This is a genomic window from Solibacillus sp. FSL K6-1554 (assembly GCF_038005185.1).
Taxonomy (GTDB): Bacteria; Bacillota; Bacilli; order Bacillales_A; family Planococcaceae; genus Solibacillus; species Solibacillus silvestris.
The window spans coordinates 3096095-3111123 of sequence record NZ_JBBOSS010000001.1 but is presented as its reverse complement, the minus strand read 5'-3'; the positions used below and the strand labels follow the sequence as shown (position 1 = coordinate 3111123).

Annotated in this window: 10 protein-coding genes; 3 read left to right on the top strand and 7 right to left on the bottom strand. The window is 38.7% G+C overall.

Going from position 1 to position 15029, the window contains the following annotated elements:
• Positions 1–176: 176 nt before the first annotated feature.
• Together MHB58_RS15555 and MHB58_RS15550 are read left to right on the top strand one after the other, a co-directional pair.
• Positions 177–1880, top strand: a complete 1704-nt coding sequence (locus MHB58_RS15555) for a sensor domain-containing diguanylate cyclase (RefSeq protein WP_340735525.1) — start codon at positions 177–179, stop codon at positions 1878–1880.
• Between the two features lie 176 nt (positions 1881–2056).
• Positions 2057–3013: an ATP-grasp domain-containing protein gene (locus MHB58_RS15550; RefSeq protein ID WP_340735524.1), complete on the top strand. Its 957-nt coding sequence runs from the start codon at positions 2057–2059 to the stop codon at positions 3011–3013.
• A 56-nt stretch (positions 3014–3069) separates the two neighbouring features.
• On the opposite strand, the gene MHB58_RS15545 is transcribed toward MHB58_RS15550, so the two are convergent.
• Entirely contained in the window at positions 3070–3597 is a 528-nt protein-coding gene (locus MHB58_RS15545; protein WP_008406062.1) for a DUF2179 domain-containing protein, read from the bottom strand.
• A 459-nt stretch (positions 3598–4056) separates the two neighbouring features.
• Between MHB58_RS15545 and MHB58_RS15540 the strand changes: the two genes are divergently transcribed.
• Positions 4057–5193, top strand: coding sequence for a SpoIIE family protein phosphatase (locus MHB58_RS15540; RefSeq protein ID WP_014822978.1), 1137 nt, complete (start codon positions 4057–4059; stop codon positions 5191–5193).
• A 174-nt stretch (positions 5194–5367) separates the two neighbouring features.
• On the opposite strand, the gene MHB58_RS15535 is transcribed toward MHB58_RS15540, so the two are convergent.
• From MHB58_RS15535 to MHB58_RS15510, 6 genes are all read right to left on the bottom strand, one after another.
• Positions 5368–6183 carry a CheR family methyltransferase gene (locus MHB58_RS15535; protein WP_340735523.1) on the bottom strand — a complete coding sequence of 272 codons (816 nt, stop codon included), beginning with the start codon at positions 6181–6183 and terminating at the stop codon, positions 5368–5370.
• Positions 6176–8875, bottom strand: a complete 2700-nt coding sequence (locus MHB58_RS15530) for an ATP-binding protein (RefSeq protein WP_340735522.1) — start codon at positions 8873–8875, stop codon at positions 6176–6178. The genes MHB58_RS15535 and MHB58_RS15530 overlap by 8 nt, the downstream gene beginning before the upstream one ends.
• A 126-nt stretch (positions 8876–9001) precedes the next feature.
• Positions 9002–10174: an endonuclease Q family protein gene (locus tag MHB58_RS15525; protein WP_339262903.1), complete on the bottom strand. Its 1173-nt coding sequence runs from the start codon at positions 10172–10174 to the stop codon at positions 9002–9004.
• A 485-nt stretch (positions 10175–10659) separates the two neighbouring features.
• Positions 10660–12033 (bottom strand): MFS transporter, encoded by a 1374-nt coding sequence (locus tag MHB58_RS15520; RefSeq protein ID WP_340735521.1) that lies wholly within the window; start codon positions 12031–12033, stop codon positions 10660–10662.
• 332 nt (positions 12034–12365) lie between these two features.
• Positions 12366–12821 carry a helix-turn-helix transcriptional regulator gene (locus MHB58_RS15515; protein ID WP_065216888.1) on the bottom strand — a complete coding sequence of 152 codons (456 nt, stop codon included), beginning with the start codon at positions 12819–12821 and terminating at the stop codon, positions 12366–12368.
• A 116-nt stretch (positions 12822–12937) separates the two neighbouring features.
• Complete coding sequence (locus MHB58_RS15510; RefSeq protein ID WP_340735520.1) at positions 12938–15019, bottom strand: DUF2339 domain-containing protein; 2082 nt, start codon at positions 15017–15019, stop codon at positions 12938–12940.
• Positions 15020–15029 lie beyond the last annotated feature (10 nt).

The window sequence follows — 15029 nt, the reverse complement described above, 5'->3', positions numbered from 1 at the left end:
ATAATCGTAATATTATGTTATTATTTTACAGTATACTATATCTAAAAACCCAGAAATTCCCTAAATATTAGGATAATAGAAATAAAAAATTAGGAAGTAAAACATGCTACATTCCTTAATAGACATGATATAATAATTGTTATCAGACATTTCAGTTAAAAGGGAAGGGGGCAAGTATGGAATTTAATCAAAGAACGAAAAAGAACGTATTATTGCTTTGGTTAGCTACTGGGCTACCCCTCATGTACGGCCTATATCTTCTGTTTCCAAATCAGCCGATCGACTGGGAAATTTTTGTGTATTTATCGATATTCGCGCTCATCACAACAGCCATTCCATTTCAAATTGGAAACACGACGATTATTCTTTCACAATGGGTCACATTGGCAGCCTTTCTGCTGTACGGCGTCGGGGCGGAAATGCTGATTGTCCAATTAAGTATTTTACCGATTATTTACCAGATGAGAAACCATAAAGATGCGTTTTACCGAATCATCTTTACTTCTTGGATGTTTGCCTATACGTCGTTTTTGGCTGCAGGCATTGTTCATTTAGCGGGGTTTGAAGTAGGGAATTCGAATTTAACGCATTTACTGCTTTACGGAACGGTATTTGTCGGGTTCCATTTGTTTATCAACCATACGATTTTATATGTACGCGATCGCTTTACAGGTGAAAACGAAAAGTTTTTCAGTGAACATATATTATGGGATTACGGCAGTGCGACCATTACAATCCCGTTTGCCATTACATTAGTTATCCTGATTAATGAAATTGGGGCGCCGGCCATTTTCCTGCTTGGCATTCCGTTTTTTGCGATAACATTTATTGCAAAAATGTATAATATTTCGGAACGGGTCAACTTTTCACTCAGTAAAGCAAGCGAATTTGGTCATGAGTTGGCAGACAGATTAAGCGCCCAGCAAATTATTGAACTGTTTATGCACCGGGTGAGTCAGCTCTTTGCACATGATGCGATGTATCTTGTCGATAATATTCAAGGGAAATATGTGATTTTGCGTGCAAGAGTAGATAGAAAAGATATCGAAATTCAGGCTGATTCAGATTCAATCCGCGATTCATTTATTCATATTTGCTTCCAAACAGAAGACAAAAAGGTATTCTCAAGTGCAAAAGAGTGGGAAGAAAATGCGCCGGATTTCCTCCCGCATGATATGAATAGTGTCATGATTGTTCCAATACACCGTAACCAAAAAACGGAAGGAACATTAATTTTAACAGCACGCAAAAAGAATGCATTTGAAAAGTATCAGATGGATATCGTTCACTTACTGTCGACGTATTTTGCCGTGTCTCTGGAAAAAGCGAAATACTTAAGCGCGGCAGTTGAGAAAAGTGAGACTTGTGCATTGACAGGTCTATATAATTATCATTATTTAGATAAAATGCTAGTAGTAGAGCAAGAGCGGATTAAGGCGAATCCTCATCTTCAATTTTCATTGTTAATGATGGATATTGATTATTTTAAACGGATTAATGATACGTATGGCCATCATGCGGGAAATATCATCCTTCAAAATTTTGCCAAGCTACTAGAAAACTTTGTTCCGGAAGAAGCGGTTTTAGCTAGGTATGGTGGAGAGGAATTTGTCATGCTTTTACCGCATAGGACGAAGGAAGAGGCAGTCCAATTAGGTGAAGAAATTCGTCAATGTGTAGAAGTAACACCATTTTTAATTGAATCCGATTTAGCCGAAGCCGGTCAGAAAGAGCTGGTGTTTATTACAGTGAGTATCGGTGTTTCAAATGTCCCGGATGACACGGATGAAACGAAAGGGCTTTTACGCAATGCCGACCGTGCATTGTATATCGGAGCAAAACAGGCAGGGCGCAATAAAGTAGCAGAGTATTCACGTTAAGAGAACTCCTTAGTTAACGCTATGGAGTTCTTTTATTATTTTCAGCCTAAAATTTATTAATTACACGATAATAAATCATACTAATATCATATGAATTAATATATGATGAAAGTATAATTTTTAAAGTTGAAAAATTCTGTGTAAAAGCATAAGCATGAATATTGGAGGAATGGCAGATGGCAAAAATCTATGTAATCCATGAAAATGATGATTGGACGCGTCACTTAGTAAATCGATTAGAAGAATTAAACTTACCGTATGAATCATGGCATTTGGACGAGGGGATTGTTAACTTAACAGAGGCTCCTCCAGAAGGTGTATTTTATAATCGAATGAGTGCCTCTTCACATACCCGTGGTCACCGTTACGCACCTGAACTGACAGGAGCAGTGCTGGACTGGCTGGAATTCCACGGAAGAAAAGTGTTGAATGGCAGTAATGCATTGCGTTTAGAGTTAAGTAAAGTGAAGCAGTATACAGCACTGGAAAAGCACGGAATCAAAACACCGAAAACAATTGCTGCCGTTGGGAAACAGCAAGTTGTTGAAGCTGCAAAAGCATTGAATATCGTACCGTTCATTACGAAGCATAATCGTGCAGGCAAAGGATTAGGTGTTCAGCTATTTTATTCGATCGCTGCATTGGAAGAGCATTTAGCGAAGCCGGATTATGAAGAGCCTGTAGATGGCATTGTGCTGATTCAGGAATACATCGAGTCACCTGAATCTTATATTACACGTGTTGAATTTATTGGCGGCGAGTATTTCTACTCTGTACAAGTGGACACATCCGAAGGGTTCGAGCTTTGTCCAGCAGATGTATGCCAAATTGGCGATCTATTCTGTCCGGTAGGGGAAGAGCCGAAAGAGCAGCGTGCAAAATTCGAAATTGTTGAAAACAACGAAATAAAGCTGCTTGAAAACTATGCGAATTTCCTGAAAGACAGCGGAATTGATGTAGCAGGCATTGAATTCATCCGCAATGCAAAAGGCGAAGTATTTACGTATGATGTCAATACAAATACGAACTATAATTCGGATGCAGAGGCAAAAGAAGAAAAGTACGCAATGCTGCAGCTTGCTAAGTTTTTAGGGCAGGAACTGGAAAAAGTGACAGCTCAAAAAGTGAAATAAAATGAAAAGTCCAATGAAGGGGGAGCGCTACACTGCACTTTCTTCATTGGACTTTTTTATTTATGCTTCTTATGTTGCTTCATTCGTTTGACTAAGAAACCGCCTTTAAACGACTTCGGTTCATAAGAAATTATAAAAGCTGATGGCTCATGATGCTGAACAAGCATAAATAGTTCCTTTTCACGATTCCGTTTCGTTAAAATTTCATATTTGTATCGTTGACTATCCCGGCCTTCACCAACGTATGTCGTTACCGCAAACCCTTCATTTCGCATAACTTGTATCAGTTCTTCGTTGCGGATTTGTGTATTGATTGTTACATATATATAGCCAATCGCAAGCTTTTGCTCGATGCGCGTCCCGATAATGATCCCTAGACCAAACCCGACCGCATACACGACCATTGCAAGAAAACCTTGATCGCCGCTGAAAACAAGAGACAGACCAAACACATAGATGAGCATTTCAACAATTCCGATCAGTGATGCGAGCGTTGTAATATTTTTAACTAAAAAAATTGTTCGCAGAGTAAATAAAGGAACATAGAGCAGTTGTAATAATAGAATAAGCAAAATTTCTTTCATCAAATCGAATCCTTTTCTTTAAATTATGCTCATCATAATATGGGTACTCTTGTAAATGCAATAGATAAGATTATATGGAGAGGCATGAACTAAAATATTTTTTATCCTATCCTTTTCCTATGTTCCCTTTAAAGAATACTTTATGCAATATTTCTCAAAAAAAACATAACTTATATGTTTACCCATCTCTCTTTTGTGGGAAACATATATGAGGATAATTATATAAATTGTTCGGTATAAAGTACTGCTCGTTCATGCAGAAAAAGAGATAGGTAGAAGCTTTCAGAACAAGTCTATCGTTTACTTAATATTATACATAGAACAAAGTTAATGAGACTTATAGACTGAAATATCGACAAAAAAGCCTCTTCATTTCATTTACCTGTCGTTTTCTGTATAATTAGGTGTAACGGGCAATGAATTATGCTTTATCTAAAAAAGTAGAGAGAAGTTGATGTAATGACCATTCTTGTTGTAGACGATAACCAAGTTAACCTCTTTGTTATTGAAAAAATATTGAAAAGTGATGGTTATGAGAAGTTTGTTTCCGTACAATCTGCAAAAGAAATGTTTGACTACCTAGATCCATCCAATGCCCCTAAGTGCTATGACGTTAATGTTATTTTATTGGATGTTATGATGCCGGAGATGGATGGAATTGAAGCTTGTCGTATATTAAAACAAAATCCACAATGGAAAGATATCCAGGTGATTTTCGTTACCGCTCTTGAAGATAAGTCGAAGCTGTCGGAAGCCTTGGACGTTGGCGGCATTGATTACATAACGAAACCTATTAATCGAATAGAATTATTAGCCCGTATACGTGTAGGGAAACGGTTGAAATCAGAACTGGACTGGCATACGAATCAGGAAAAGATTATTCAAAGTGAGTTGGATCTGGCAGCCCGTGTCCAACAAAGTCTATTAAGTCCACCTGTTCATGAACCGGATATCTCGATTACGGCTTCTTATTTACCTTCATCGAATTTGGCAGGAGACTTGTACTATTGGGACAAGCTTGATGAAGATCGCTATGCTGTCATGTTATTGGATATGATGGGGCATGGTGTGTCCGCATCGCTTGTTTGTATGTATATTTCATCTGTTTTGCGTGAGGCAATTAAGAAGCTGACAGACCCTAAGCGTGTTATTTCAGAATTGAATCGTTATATGAATTTACTGCAAAATGAAAAAGAAAATATATTGTACTATTTCACTGGTGTGTATTTTATTATCGATACGAAGCAAAAAACCGTGGAATACGTAAATGCTGGGCATCCGAAAGGGTATGCACTAGTTGATGGGGAAAAGACAGTACCGATTACGTCGACGAGCTATGCGGTAGGATTTGTGGAAGATATCAAAATTGAAAAAGCAGTTATACCATATAATTCTTCTATCCAAATTGTCCTCTTTACAGATGGTGTTCTGGAAGCAATGGGTCCGTGTGATCTGGAATCTGAAAAAGAGCTATGTAAAATTGCGAGTAGCCACTGGTCGACGGACATTTCACCGATTGACTACTTGTTGAAGGGTGAACTGCAACATAATCAGCCGGATGATATGTGTGTATTATTATTGCGCGCCAATAGTTAAGGAAACTAGATTAATTAATAAGTCTTTAAATATAAAAACTCAATTTTTCTCTCACAGAAAAATTGAGTTTTTGCTATGTAGAAATAATTTAATACGAAATAAAAAATGGCACATCCGTAAAAGATGTGCCATTTTTATTTCGATTCCTATATATTGAGTAACTAAAAGTACTTACTACAACCTCTTTTGATAGATTCGCTCTGTTGCGTTAATGGTACGGTATTTGGAAACGAGCGGCGTAAATTGCAATGTTTCTTTATCGCCTAAACCCAAATATCCGTTTATTGCTAAGCTATCGTAAAAGAGATGGTGTACTTCATGCTGCAGATCCGGTGTAAAATAGATGAGCACATTACGGCAAATGATAATATCAAATTCCTGAAACGATTTATCCGTTGCCAGATTATGCTGGGCAAACATGATGTTTTCGCTTAAGTATGGATGAAAAGAGGCAAAGCTGTCATCCGTTTTATAATACTGGGAAAAGCTTTCTCTTCCGCCTGCTAAAATATAATTTTTCGTATAGGCTTGCATTTTATGAAGAGGGAAGGCCCCAAGCTGTGCTTTTTCCAGCACATCTTCATTCATGTCAGTCGCATACATCATCGTGCGGTCCAGCAAGCCTTCCTCCTGCAGCAGAATGGCCATGGAATAAACTTCTTCACCCGTTGCGCAGCCTGCATGCCATACCCGGATTTTATCAAGCTGCTTCAACTTAGGAACGATTTCTTCCCGGAACGCCCTAAAGAAAGAGGGGTCCCGGAACATTTCTGTCACATTAATCGAGAAATCATTCAGTAATACTTTTAGTGCATCTTTATCGTAAATAATCGATTCGGTTAATTGTGATATTGATGAAAAATTGTTAATCCGCATCCGATGTTCTATCCGTCGCAATATTGATTGTTGATTATACTTTCGGAAATCAAATCCTGATAATGAGTATACCGCTTCCAATAATAAGCGGACTTCTAACTTCTTTCTATACATTTCGTAAACGTTCCCCACTTGTGAGCCATACCGTTAGTACGGAGAATAGTTGTTCCAAGTTTAAAGGCTTACTAATATAATCGGAAGCCCCTGCTTCAAATGCACGATCTTGGTCTTGCTTCATCGCTTTTGCTGTTAATGCAATAATCGGCAGCTCATGTAATTGTAAATCTTTGCGGATACGCTCCATTGTTTCATATCCGTCCATTTCAGGCATCATAATATCCATCAATACAGCATCAACACGTGTCGCCGTCTGTAAAATGTTCAGACATTCCACGCCGTTTGACGCCTCTAGAATATGAACACCTTTATGTTCCAATGCCTGGCGCAATGCGTAAATATTACGGTAATCATCATCAACAATCAAAATATGCTTTTCATCAAATATTGACTTTGATACACCCATTGCCGGAGCAGCATCTGTATAAACAGCCTCCTGTACAGCAATGTTCGTTTGGGCAGCATTTCCATCAGGTAAGCTTGGCAAGTAAACAGTAAATGTACTACCTTGACCTTCAGTACTTGATAAAGTAATCCAGCCGCCAAGAAGTTTTGTTACTTCACGGCAAATTGATAAGCCTAATCCTGTTCCGCCATATTTACGAACAGTAGCACCGTCCGCTTGCTGGAACGACTCAAATACAATATTTTGCTTGTTTTTCGGAATACCGATACCGGTATCTGTCACACTTACCGTAATCCATGTGTCGCTTAACTGTCTCATGGCCGGTGTAATACGTGCTCGATCCACTTTCACTGTTACCGAACCTTCCTCTGTAAACTTCAACGCATTGGAAAGCAGGTTATTTAATACTTGATGGAATCGTTTCACATCGGTATGGAAGATTTCCGCAAGATCATTTGCGACATCCACCGATAATTCCAGACCTTTTTGATTGGCTATCGGCATAAATAAATTTTGAATATGCTGTGGTATTTCATATACATCCATCTCTCTGAACCATAAATCCATTTTTCCGGCTTCCACTTTTGATAAGTCGAGAATGTCATTAATCAGGTTCAGTAAATCTTCACCTGAATCATGGATGACTTTTGCGTATTCGAGCTCATCATCAGATAGATGGTTTTCATGGTTTTCCGCGAGCATTTCAGACAAGATTAAAATACTGTTAAGCGGTGTTCGCAATTCATGCGACATATTCGCCAGGAACTCGGATTTGTAATTCGAACTTTGACGAAGCTGTTCTGCACTTTGTCTCAGCTCAACTTGTACTTTTTCCAGCTCATGTGTTTTCTGTTCCGCGTCACGTGTACGTTCTTCTAAACGTTCATTAATTGTTGTCAGTTCTTCTGTTTGCATTTTCAGTTCTTCAGATTGTGTTTGTAGCTCTTCTGACTGAACTTGCAATTCTTCCGTCATCGCCTGTGATTCATTTAAAAGACGAATGACTTCCATACGACCGATGATGCTGTTAATCGTTACGCCTAAATGTACAACGACTTCTTTAATTAGGTCACGATGCAGTTGGCTATATGGTTTTAGTGAAGCTAATTCAAAAACCGCTACGACTTCCTGCCCGAAAAATACTGGCACAATAATACCATTTGAAATTGGAATATTACCAAGTGCTGTTTCTAAGTAGTGGAAGCTATTATCTTTATTATCATAGCTTAAAATCCGTTTTTCCTTCACACTCTGTCCAATGAAGCCTTGTCCAACTTCAAAACTTTCACGTCCGACATTGTCGCCAGTTTCCGCAAAGGCAGCAATCTTATTGAATTTGTTTTTATTGCGGATATCTTGAATATAAAATGCGCCATATACCGAATGTGTACGTGTCGTCAACGAGTTCAGCAGTACTTCACCTAATTCATCGAGTGTATCGACACCTTGGTAGGCTGTTACAACCTCGGCCAAGTTTGTTTGGAACCATTGACGGTTCTCCAATGTGGTTAGAAGTGAATTTGTTGCCAGTACGAGATCTTTCACTTCATCGTTCGTCTTAGCAGTAATTCGCTTCCGTACTTTCCCGTCTGATGCATTCATATCTTGGATAGCATCGGTTACTTCGTTAATCGACCCTGCGATATTACGAGAAATAATTGTGAAGATGATAATTGTAGCCGTCGCGATTAATGTTAAAATTCCAAAAAGGCTATATGTTAACGCCGTATTTTGGTCATTAAGCTCCGCAACTTTTACTTGAATTGCGTCTGTTTCAAAAGTACGGAATGCAGTGAACTTTTGCTGTAAATCACTGATTGCCACACTGCTTTGCATTCCATCAAACGTCGAAAGTATTTCTTCATTATTATTAGCAAGTATCGCGTTCAATAAAGGCTGTCCAATATTATTGATCCAATCTTCGATACCGCTGTGTATCACTTCCAACTGCTCTTGGCCGCTTGAAAAGTCTCGTACAATTGTGCTTAGTTCTTCATAAGAAGCTTCCCATGTTGCGAGTTCTTCATTAAATTTATCAAGATGAGTTTCGTCATCTGTAATTAAATAACGTTGTAAGGAGGATTCCATATTAAGAATTTGACGTTCTAGATTATTTGACATCATGCGCATTTGGGAATCATATTTAATGACGCCGTTTCGTTCTGATTGTAAACTTGTTATTTGGTTATTTAAGACAAGCGCCGAAACGATTAAACATATTATGAGAATAATATACCCACTCGTTATTTTGAAGCCAATGCCCCATTTACGTTTTTTATTCATTGTGTGTTCCTACCCTGCCTTTATATAAAATTTCTATCATCTAAGTATACTATAATTTAGTAGACTGTACGAATATGATGATTGAAAAAGCAGAAAGAATCACGATTTTTAATTAAAAAGAATCTTTTAATTCGTATCAATCTTTCCATATACTCCGCCGCCGCCTCCTGTAATGGCAATTTGTCCTTTTCTTGATAAATCGATGAGGACTGCAAGTTTTTCAGGAATGACGCTTTTTAGTTCCTCAAATGATGCTTCATGTAAAATATTCATCTCGGTGCCGAATGCATCCAACATCTTTTCAATTGTTTTAGCGCCAATACCCGGAATAAAATCGAGCGGAACTTGGTGAATATACGGAGGTCTGCTGATTTCCAGCTGCGGGTTATCCGTTAATTCTACAATTCTTTTTGCAACGCCTTTGATCAACTGTTCCTTTCCGCAATGAGGGCAGCGGCTATGACCTTCCTCTATTAATTGTTCGCCGCAGTTGGCACATACCGTTTCGTGATACTTTCCAAGTAGGGGATTAAGTCCGTAATTAGCTATGATTTGTCTGCCTTCCATCTTATGGAGCGCTTTTCTCAGCTCTTCAAAATTAACATCCTGTACCTGGATTTTCTGATATTCACGGGCAAGCTTTCCTAAAGAATGCGCATCCGAATTTGTTACAAAGCTATAAGGGGCCAATTCACTAATCCCTTTGACCATCATCGTATCAGAACTTAATCCGAGTTCAATTCCATCAATGAGGTTTGGATCAAATACTTCCGTTAAACTACTTTTAACCCCTCTGCCGAAAAGGCTTTTAAACGGGGTAAATACGTGCGCCGGAATAAAAAGGCCGCCAAGTTCATGGACTTTTTGCTGCAAAGTGTGTCCATCACATCGCGTACGCTGTGTGCTTAGATGGATGTTCTTCTGGTGAAGCCGGAGCCAATTTGAAAACTGTTTCATCTTAGTAAGTGTCGGTATATAGCAAAGAACATGGATTGGCCCATGGCAGTTGGCATCGTAAATCTCGATTTCCGTTCCTAAAATGAGCGTCGTCTTTTTATAACGAATTCCGCCTTCAGCTAATTCTGTTGCTTTTTGTTCTAGAAGAAGATGTTCCACTTCTTCGATTACTTCTGGCGAATGACAATCAATAATGCCGATTAAATCCAATCCTTTTCTCGAAGTAGCGGTTTCCAAAATATTTGTCAGCGTCAAGTTTTTGCTTCCTGTTATTTTTACTGCCCGACCTTTATAAGTACGACCAATATGTATATGTAAATCCGCATAAATTTCCTGCCACATTATGCACACATCCTTAAAAGAGTTGTTTTTTAAATAATACCCGAAATTCGAAGTTTATTTTCAACGTGGGGAAGTTTATTTATATTAAATAGCTTAAGCACAGGTCACGACATTCTATAGCAGTAAAGCGCAAAGAGAGGGTGGGACATAACCCAAAAATGCCATTTTTCTCTTAGAGAAAAATGGCATTTTTTTGCTGAGCGTAAAATTGATTTCCATTTCGGGACGCTTTCCGCGGGTGTGAGGCCAACAGGATGTTGGTCACAAAAGCGTTGCCACAGGACGTGGCGTTCTTAGCTTTTGTTCCTAGTCTCAGGCGTCACGCTATTCCCGCAGGAAGCTTGCTTGTAGCGAAAGGCGTAGCCGTCAGCTACACTCGCCCTCCATTCCAATCAATTTTATAAAATATCCGTTTCTTAATAAGGTTTTTCTCCTTAGCTTATGAAATTTCTACTTCTGTCCCAGCCCTTCTCGTTCAATTTCGGTTAATCGGCAGCTTCGGATAAGGTCGCTTTAGTTGCGGTAACATTTTCTGAAGACACGCGATTTTGCATATTTACATATGAGCGTTTATCCGAAACGAATGTTAAAGCAATCGCAGCAACTAAACCCGGAATGGCAAATGCGATGAAGTTCATTTCAATCGGCAATGCAATCGATAATAGGAACCCGCCTAGAAGGGGACCCATCATGCCGCCCATACGCCCAATCCCGGATGCCATCCCTAATGCAGTGGAACGGATATTTGGCGGGTAGTACTGTGAAACGTATGCTTGTACAATATTTTGAGCACCGATTGTTGCAGCACCAGCGACAGCAACTAACACATAAATGTAAAATGTATTACCGCCAAACCCTAGAAGTGTTAAAGCGATTGCACCAGAGGCATACATCGGAACGAGCATTTTCTTTGAACCGTATTTATCACATAACCGGGCGATAATAATCGTACCGACCATTGCACCACCTTGAAGTGTAATGAGGAAGCCTAAGCTCGAGTTCAACCCATAGCCCGCTTCAATCATGAGCTTTGGCAACCATGTGTTTAATCCATAAACCATTAGAAGACATGAGAAAAACGCTGTCCAAAACATGACCGTACTTAAACCACGTTTATTATTAAATAATCCGACAACAGGAACTTTGGAATTATCAACCGGAATATGTTCGAGCTCTTCCGTTCCGTCAAATGTTATATTCGGATCTACTTTTCGTAGATTTTTGAATAACTCTTCTGTCTTTCCCCTTCTAGCAAGGTAAACTGCTGATTCCGGCAGCTTTTTATACATCAATGGTAATAATAGCAGTGGAATTCCGGCCACCCAAAAAATCGACTCCCAGCCTAAGCTTGGCATAATTAAGATACCTAGAATAGGGGCTAACATCCCGCCGACAGAATAGCCGCATAATACGATGGAAACGACCATACTACGCATTTTTTTAGGTGAATAATCTGTCAATAATGCGATGACATTCGGCATAATGCCACCGAGGCCCAACCCAGCGAAAAAGCGGAAAATTGAAAATAACAATACATTTGTTGTAAAGCCACATAGGACTGTAAATAAGCTAAATAATACGATCGAAATCGCGGTAACTTTTTTTCGGCCAATACGGTCTGCTAAAATCCCTAAAATGATCGCACCAAACATCATACCGAACAAACCATAACTGCCAATTGCTCCGGCTTGAACTGTCGTCAATCCCCATTCCTCGATTAGTACAGGGACAACTGTACCATAGACCACTAAATCATACCCATCAAATAAAATAATGAGAAAACACCATGCCAATAAGCTGAAATGAAAGCGGTTAAATTTACTGTCTGCAATAACTTGTGCTACGTTAATTTTCTTCATATGCATTCCCCCTAAAAGTCCCCAATCCCCATTGAAATGACTTGAATTATTAATATAGTGAACAAAGTTCATAATATTTATAGATAATAATATTCTGAATTAAGGTAATTTTCAATGTTTATTATTAAAAAAGTTAAAAAAACATCAAATTGTCTAGCTTATATAAATTTTTCGTTAAAATGCACAAAAGGGTAAGAGAATAACTGTACAATTATTTTATTTCTTTTAGGAGATATTTGTTAGCGTATGAAAAAAAAGAGGGGTTAAATTAATATGTCCTGCTGACAGGGGAAATTCACTCAGCAGGACCGTTTATTTACTCGTCATTTTAATTAAACAATAGATTTTATTGCTTGCCATTTTTCCATTACGACATCTTCATCAAACGTACTAATGATTCGATAATTTTCGTCATCTAAAATGCGGTAATGCTTGCTTAAAAGATTTTGCTGAAGTCGGTGGTGTTTAAATTCGTCGATGTTCTTCCACCAAACATAACCGCCCATTGTTTTTTCACGTGGGGTAATGATGACATTATGTGCGGTAAGTTCAATGACTTCCATCGGGTCGCCGCCAATACGGTTTTGTAATGTTTCGCTATGACGGAAGAGGGCACAGATCGCAATCGTCGTTGTCCAGTTTGCATAAGTACGCTCTTTCTCGATCTGTACGAGCGTCTTTTTCGAAATGCCTAAAATTTCGGCCATTTTATCTTGCGTGTAATTATTTTCCGTTCGGATAAGTTTCAAACTTTCCGATGTTATTTGAATGATAAAATCTCGATCCATCGAATCACCTCGTGTAATAATACACTAAATATAACATAATACTATTTTCATTTCGATGGATAGAAATGAAAAAAAGTAGCCTAAGCAAAATCACCTAGACTACATTCAATGAACAATTATTTTTCTTTTTCTTTTCCGAGTAGCTTGTTTGAAATGACCAGTCCGATTGCACCGATTATGATGAATGAAATCGAACGGATTAAAATGTCGAGTTCGGATAAGTCAAAGAATATCATCTTAATAATTCCGAAAAACAATAAGCCAATACCGACCATCTTCAGATTGCTATAATTTCGTCTCGCTGCAAGGAACAGTGCGAGACAAGCGAAGATGAAAATGAACACGGTATTTAGAATAACCGCCGAACTCCAATTGATGAGATCATGGAAATTCATGAAGTTCGTTATACTGAAGATCCAAATAATCGAAATAATCATACTGGCAATTGTCAGCTGCTCTGTATAACGGCTGAAAAACGTTTTGTAGTTTTTATAAATCCACCCTTGTTCCCAAGAATCTGCAATAATTGCCCACAGGATGGCAAAATATAAAATGCGAACGATAAGGGAAACAATAACGGTGCGATCATCAACCCATACCGTAGAAAGTAAAACAAGTCCCGCAATTCCGAAAACCCCGGCAGCAAGCCATGGGAGAAGTTGACCGGCAATATCACGTTTGATAATCAAAACTGCGGCAAAGGCAAATGCGATCACACTGAAAGCTAAAAACGTTGTATAATGCTGCGGCATATACGCCCAGTCCAGTTTCCAAATATAAAGAAGACCGACTAAATACAATAGAGAAGGGTAGATATCTTCAAGTTTGAAAAGTCTCTTCTTCTCTTCAACCGGTGTACCTTTATACAGAAGCAGCACTTTATAAAGACCGATTAGCATCGCGATGACTAGAACAATGTTTAAATGCTTCAGTGAGAAAAATGGCTCCACTTCATAAAACATTAAAACGAAAAAGGAGAGTACAGTAAACGTAATGCCCTTAACCCATTTCATAAATAATATCGCATGCTTTACCGCAACAACCAGTCCGCCAAAAGTTACGACAATCATCAGTAGCAGCGTCATTTCACTTGAAATATTAAGCTGTGTAATAATATTCAGCAGTACAATAGCCGATAACGTCCCGAACATATCGATCAACAGTCGGTCCGTACGTTTATATACGATGTATAATGCACCAGCTACAATCGTTAAGAACAAAATAAGAGCGATTAGTAACGGGGTCTGTTCACGAGAAAGAATGCCGTTTACCAGTGACAATACAATGACAGTAAAAGTAAATAGTAAACTAGCATGGACTTTACTATTACTAGAATACAACCGTAAGAAACTTACGAGAAATAGACTAAAAACGGCAATGATCGCAAATGCAAAAAATACGAGTCGTTCATCGTGGAATATTGAAACAACCGCCAGTGCTAAAACTGAAAAAATGGTCCCGATATAAAGTGCTTTTCGCTGTGTATGCTTCCAAATAACGATTTGTAGAACTGCGAACAGCAGCACGATGAAAATGCCGATAATGATTCCGCTGAATTGCATGTATTCCAGTAAATAAGGCAGTAATAATGACGTAAAGACAACGAGTACTGTCAATGCTTCATTTCCTTTAATAAAGCTGATGAACACCCCATAAACAATGTAAAGCAGTGCAAAAATCAGAGCCACATATAAACTAAGAACATCATATAAAATGGCCCCTGCAGCAGTAGTTAAAATCCCGACAATGAAGACACCACCGTAAAGCGATAACGCGACAACCCGCGACCCTTTTTCCTTTTTCTCCATATAATAGGCACATGCGCCAAGGCCGATCGATAATGCAAAGCCGGCAATAATTTTGACGCTATCTGATAAAAAGCCGTAATCACTAACGAGTTTCAATCCCCAAAGAACACCGAGCACTAAAATGACCGTAAAAATTCGCGGTAATGCCCGAGTAAACAAATCTTCTAGTGACCGCTTTTCCTTTACGGGAATAGGGTCTTCTCTAGGAACAGCAACCGTATTCGGTACAGATATTTTTTCTCGTACAAAAGGTTTTACTTGTTCTTTTTTAACAGGTACAACATGCTCTATTTTCACATGCTGTTTTAAATGCTGTACTTCTGTTTTTAATGAACGTACTTCCTGTTCCAAAGCCGCAATCCGTTCCAGCATCTCTGAATCTCTTTCCACACAATCACCT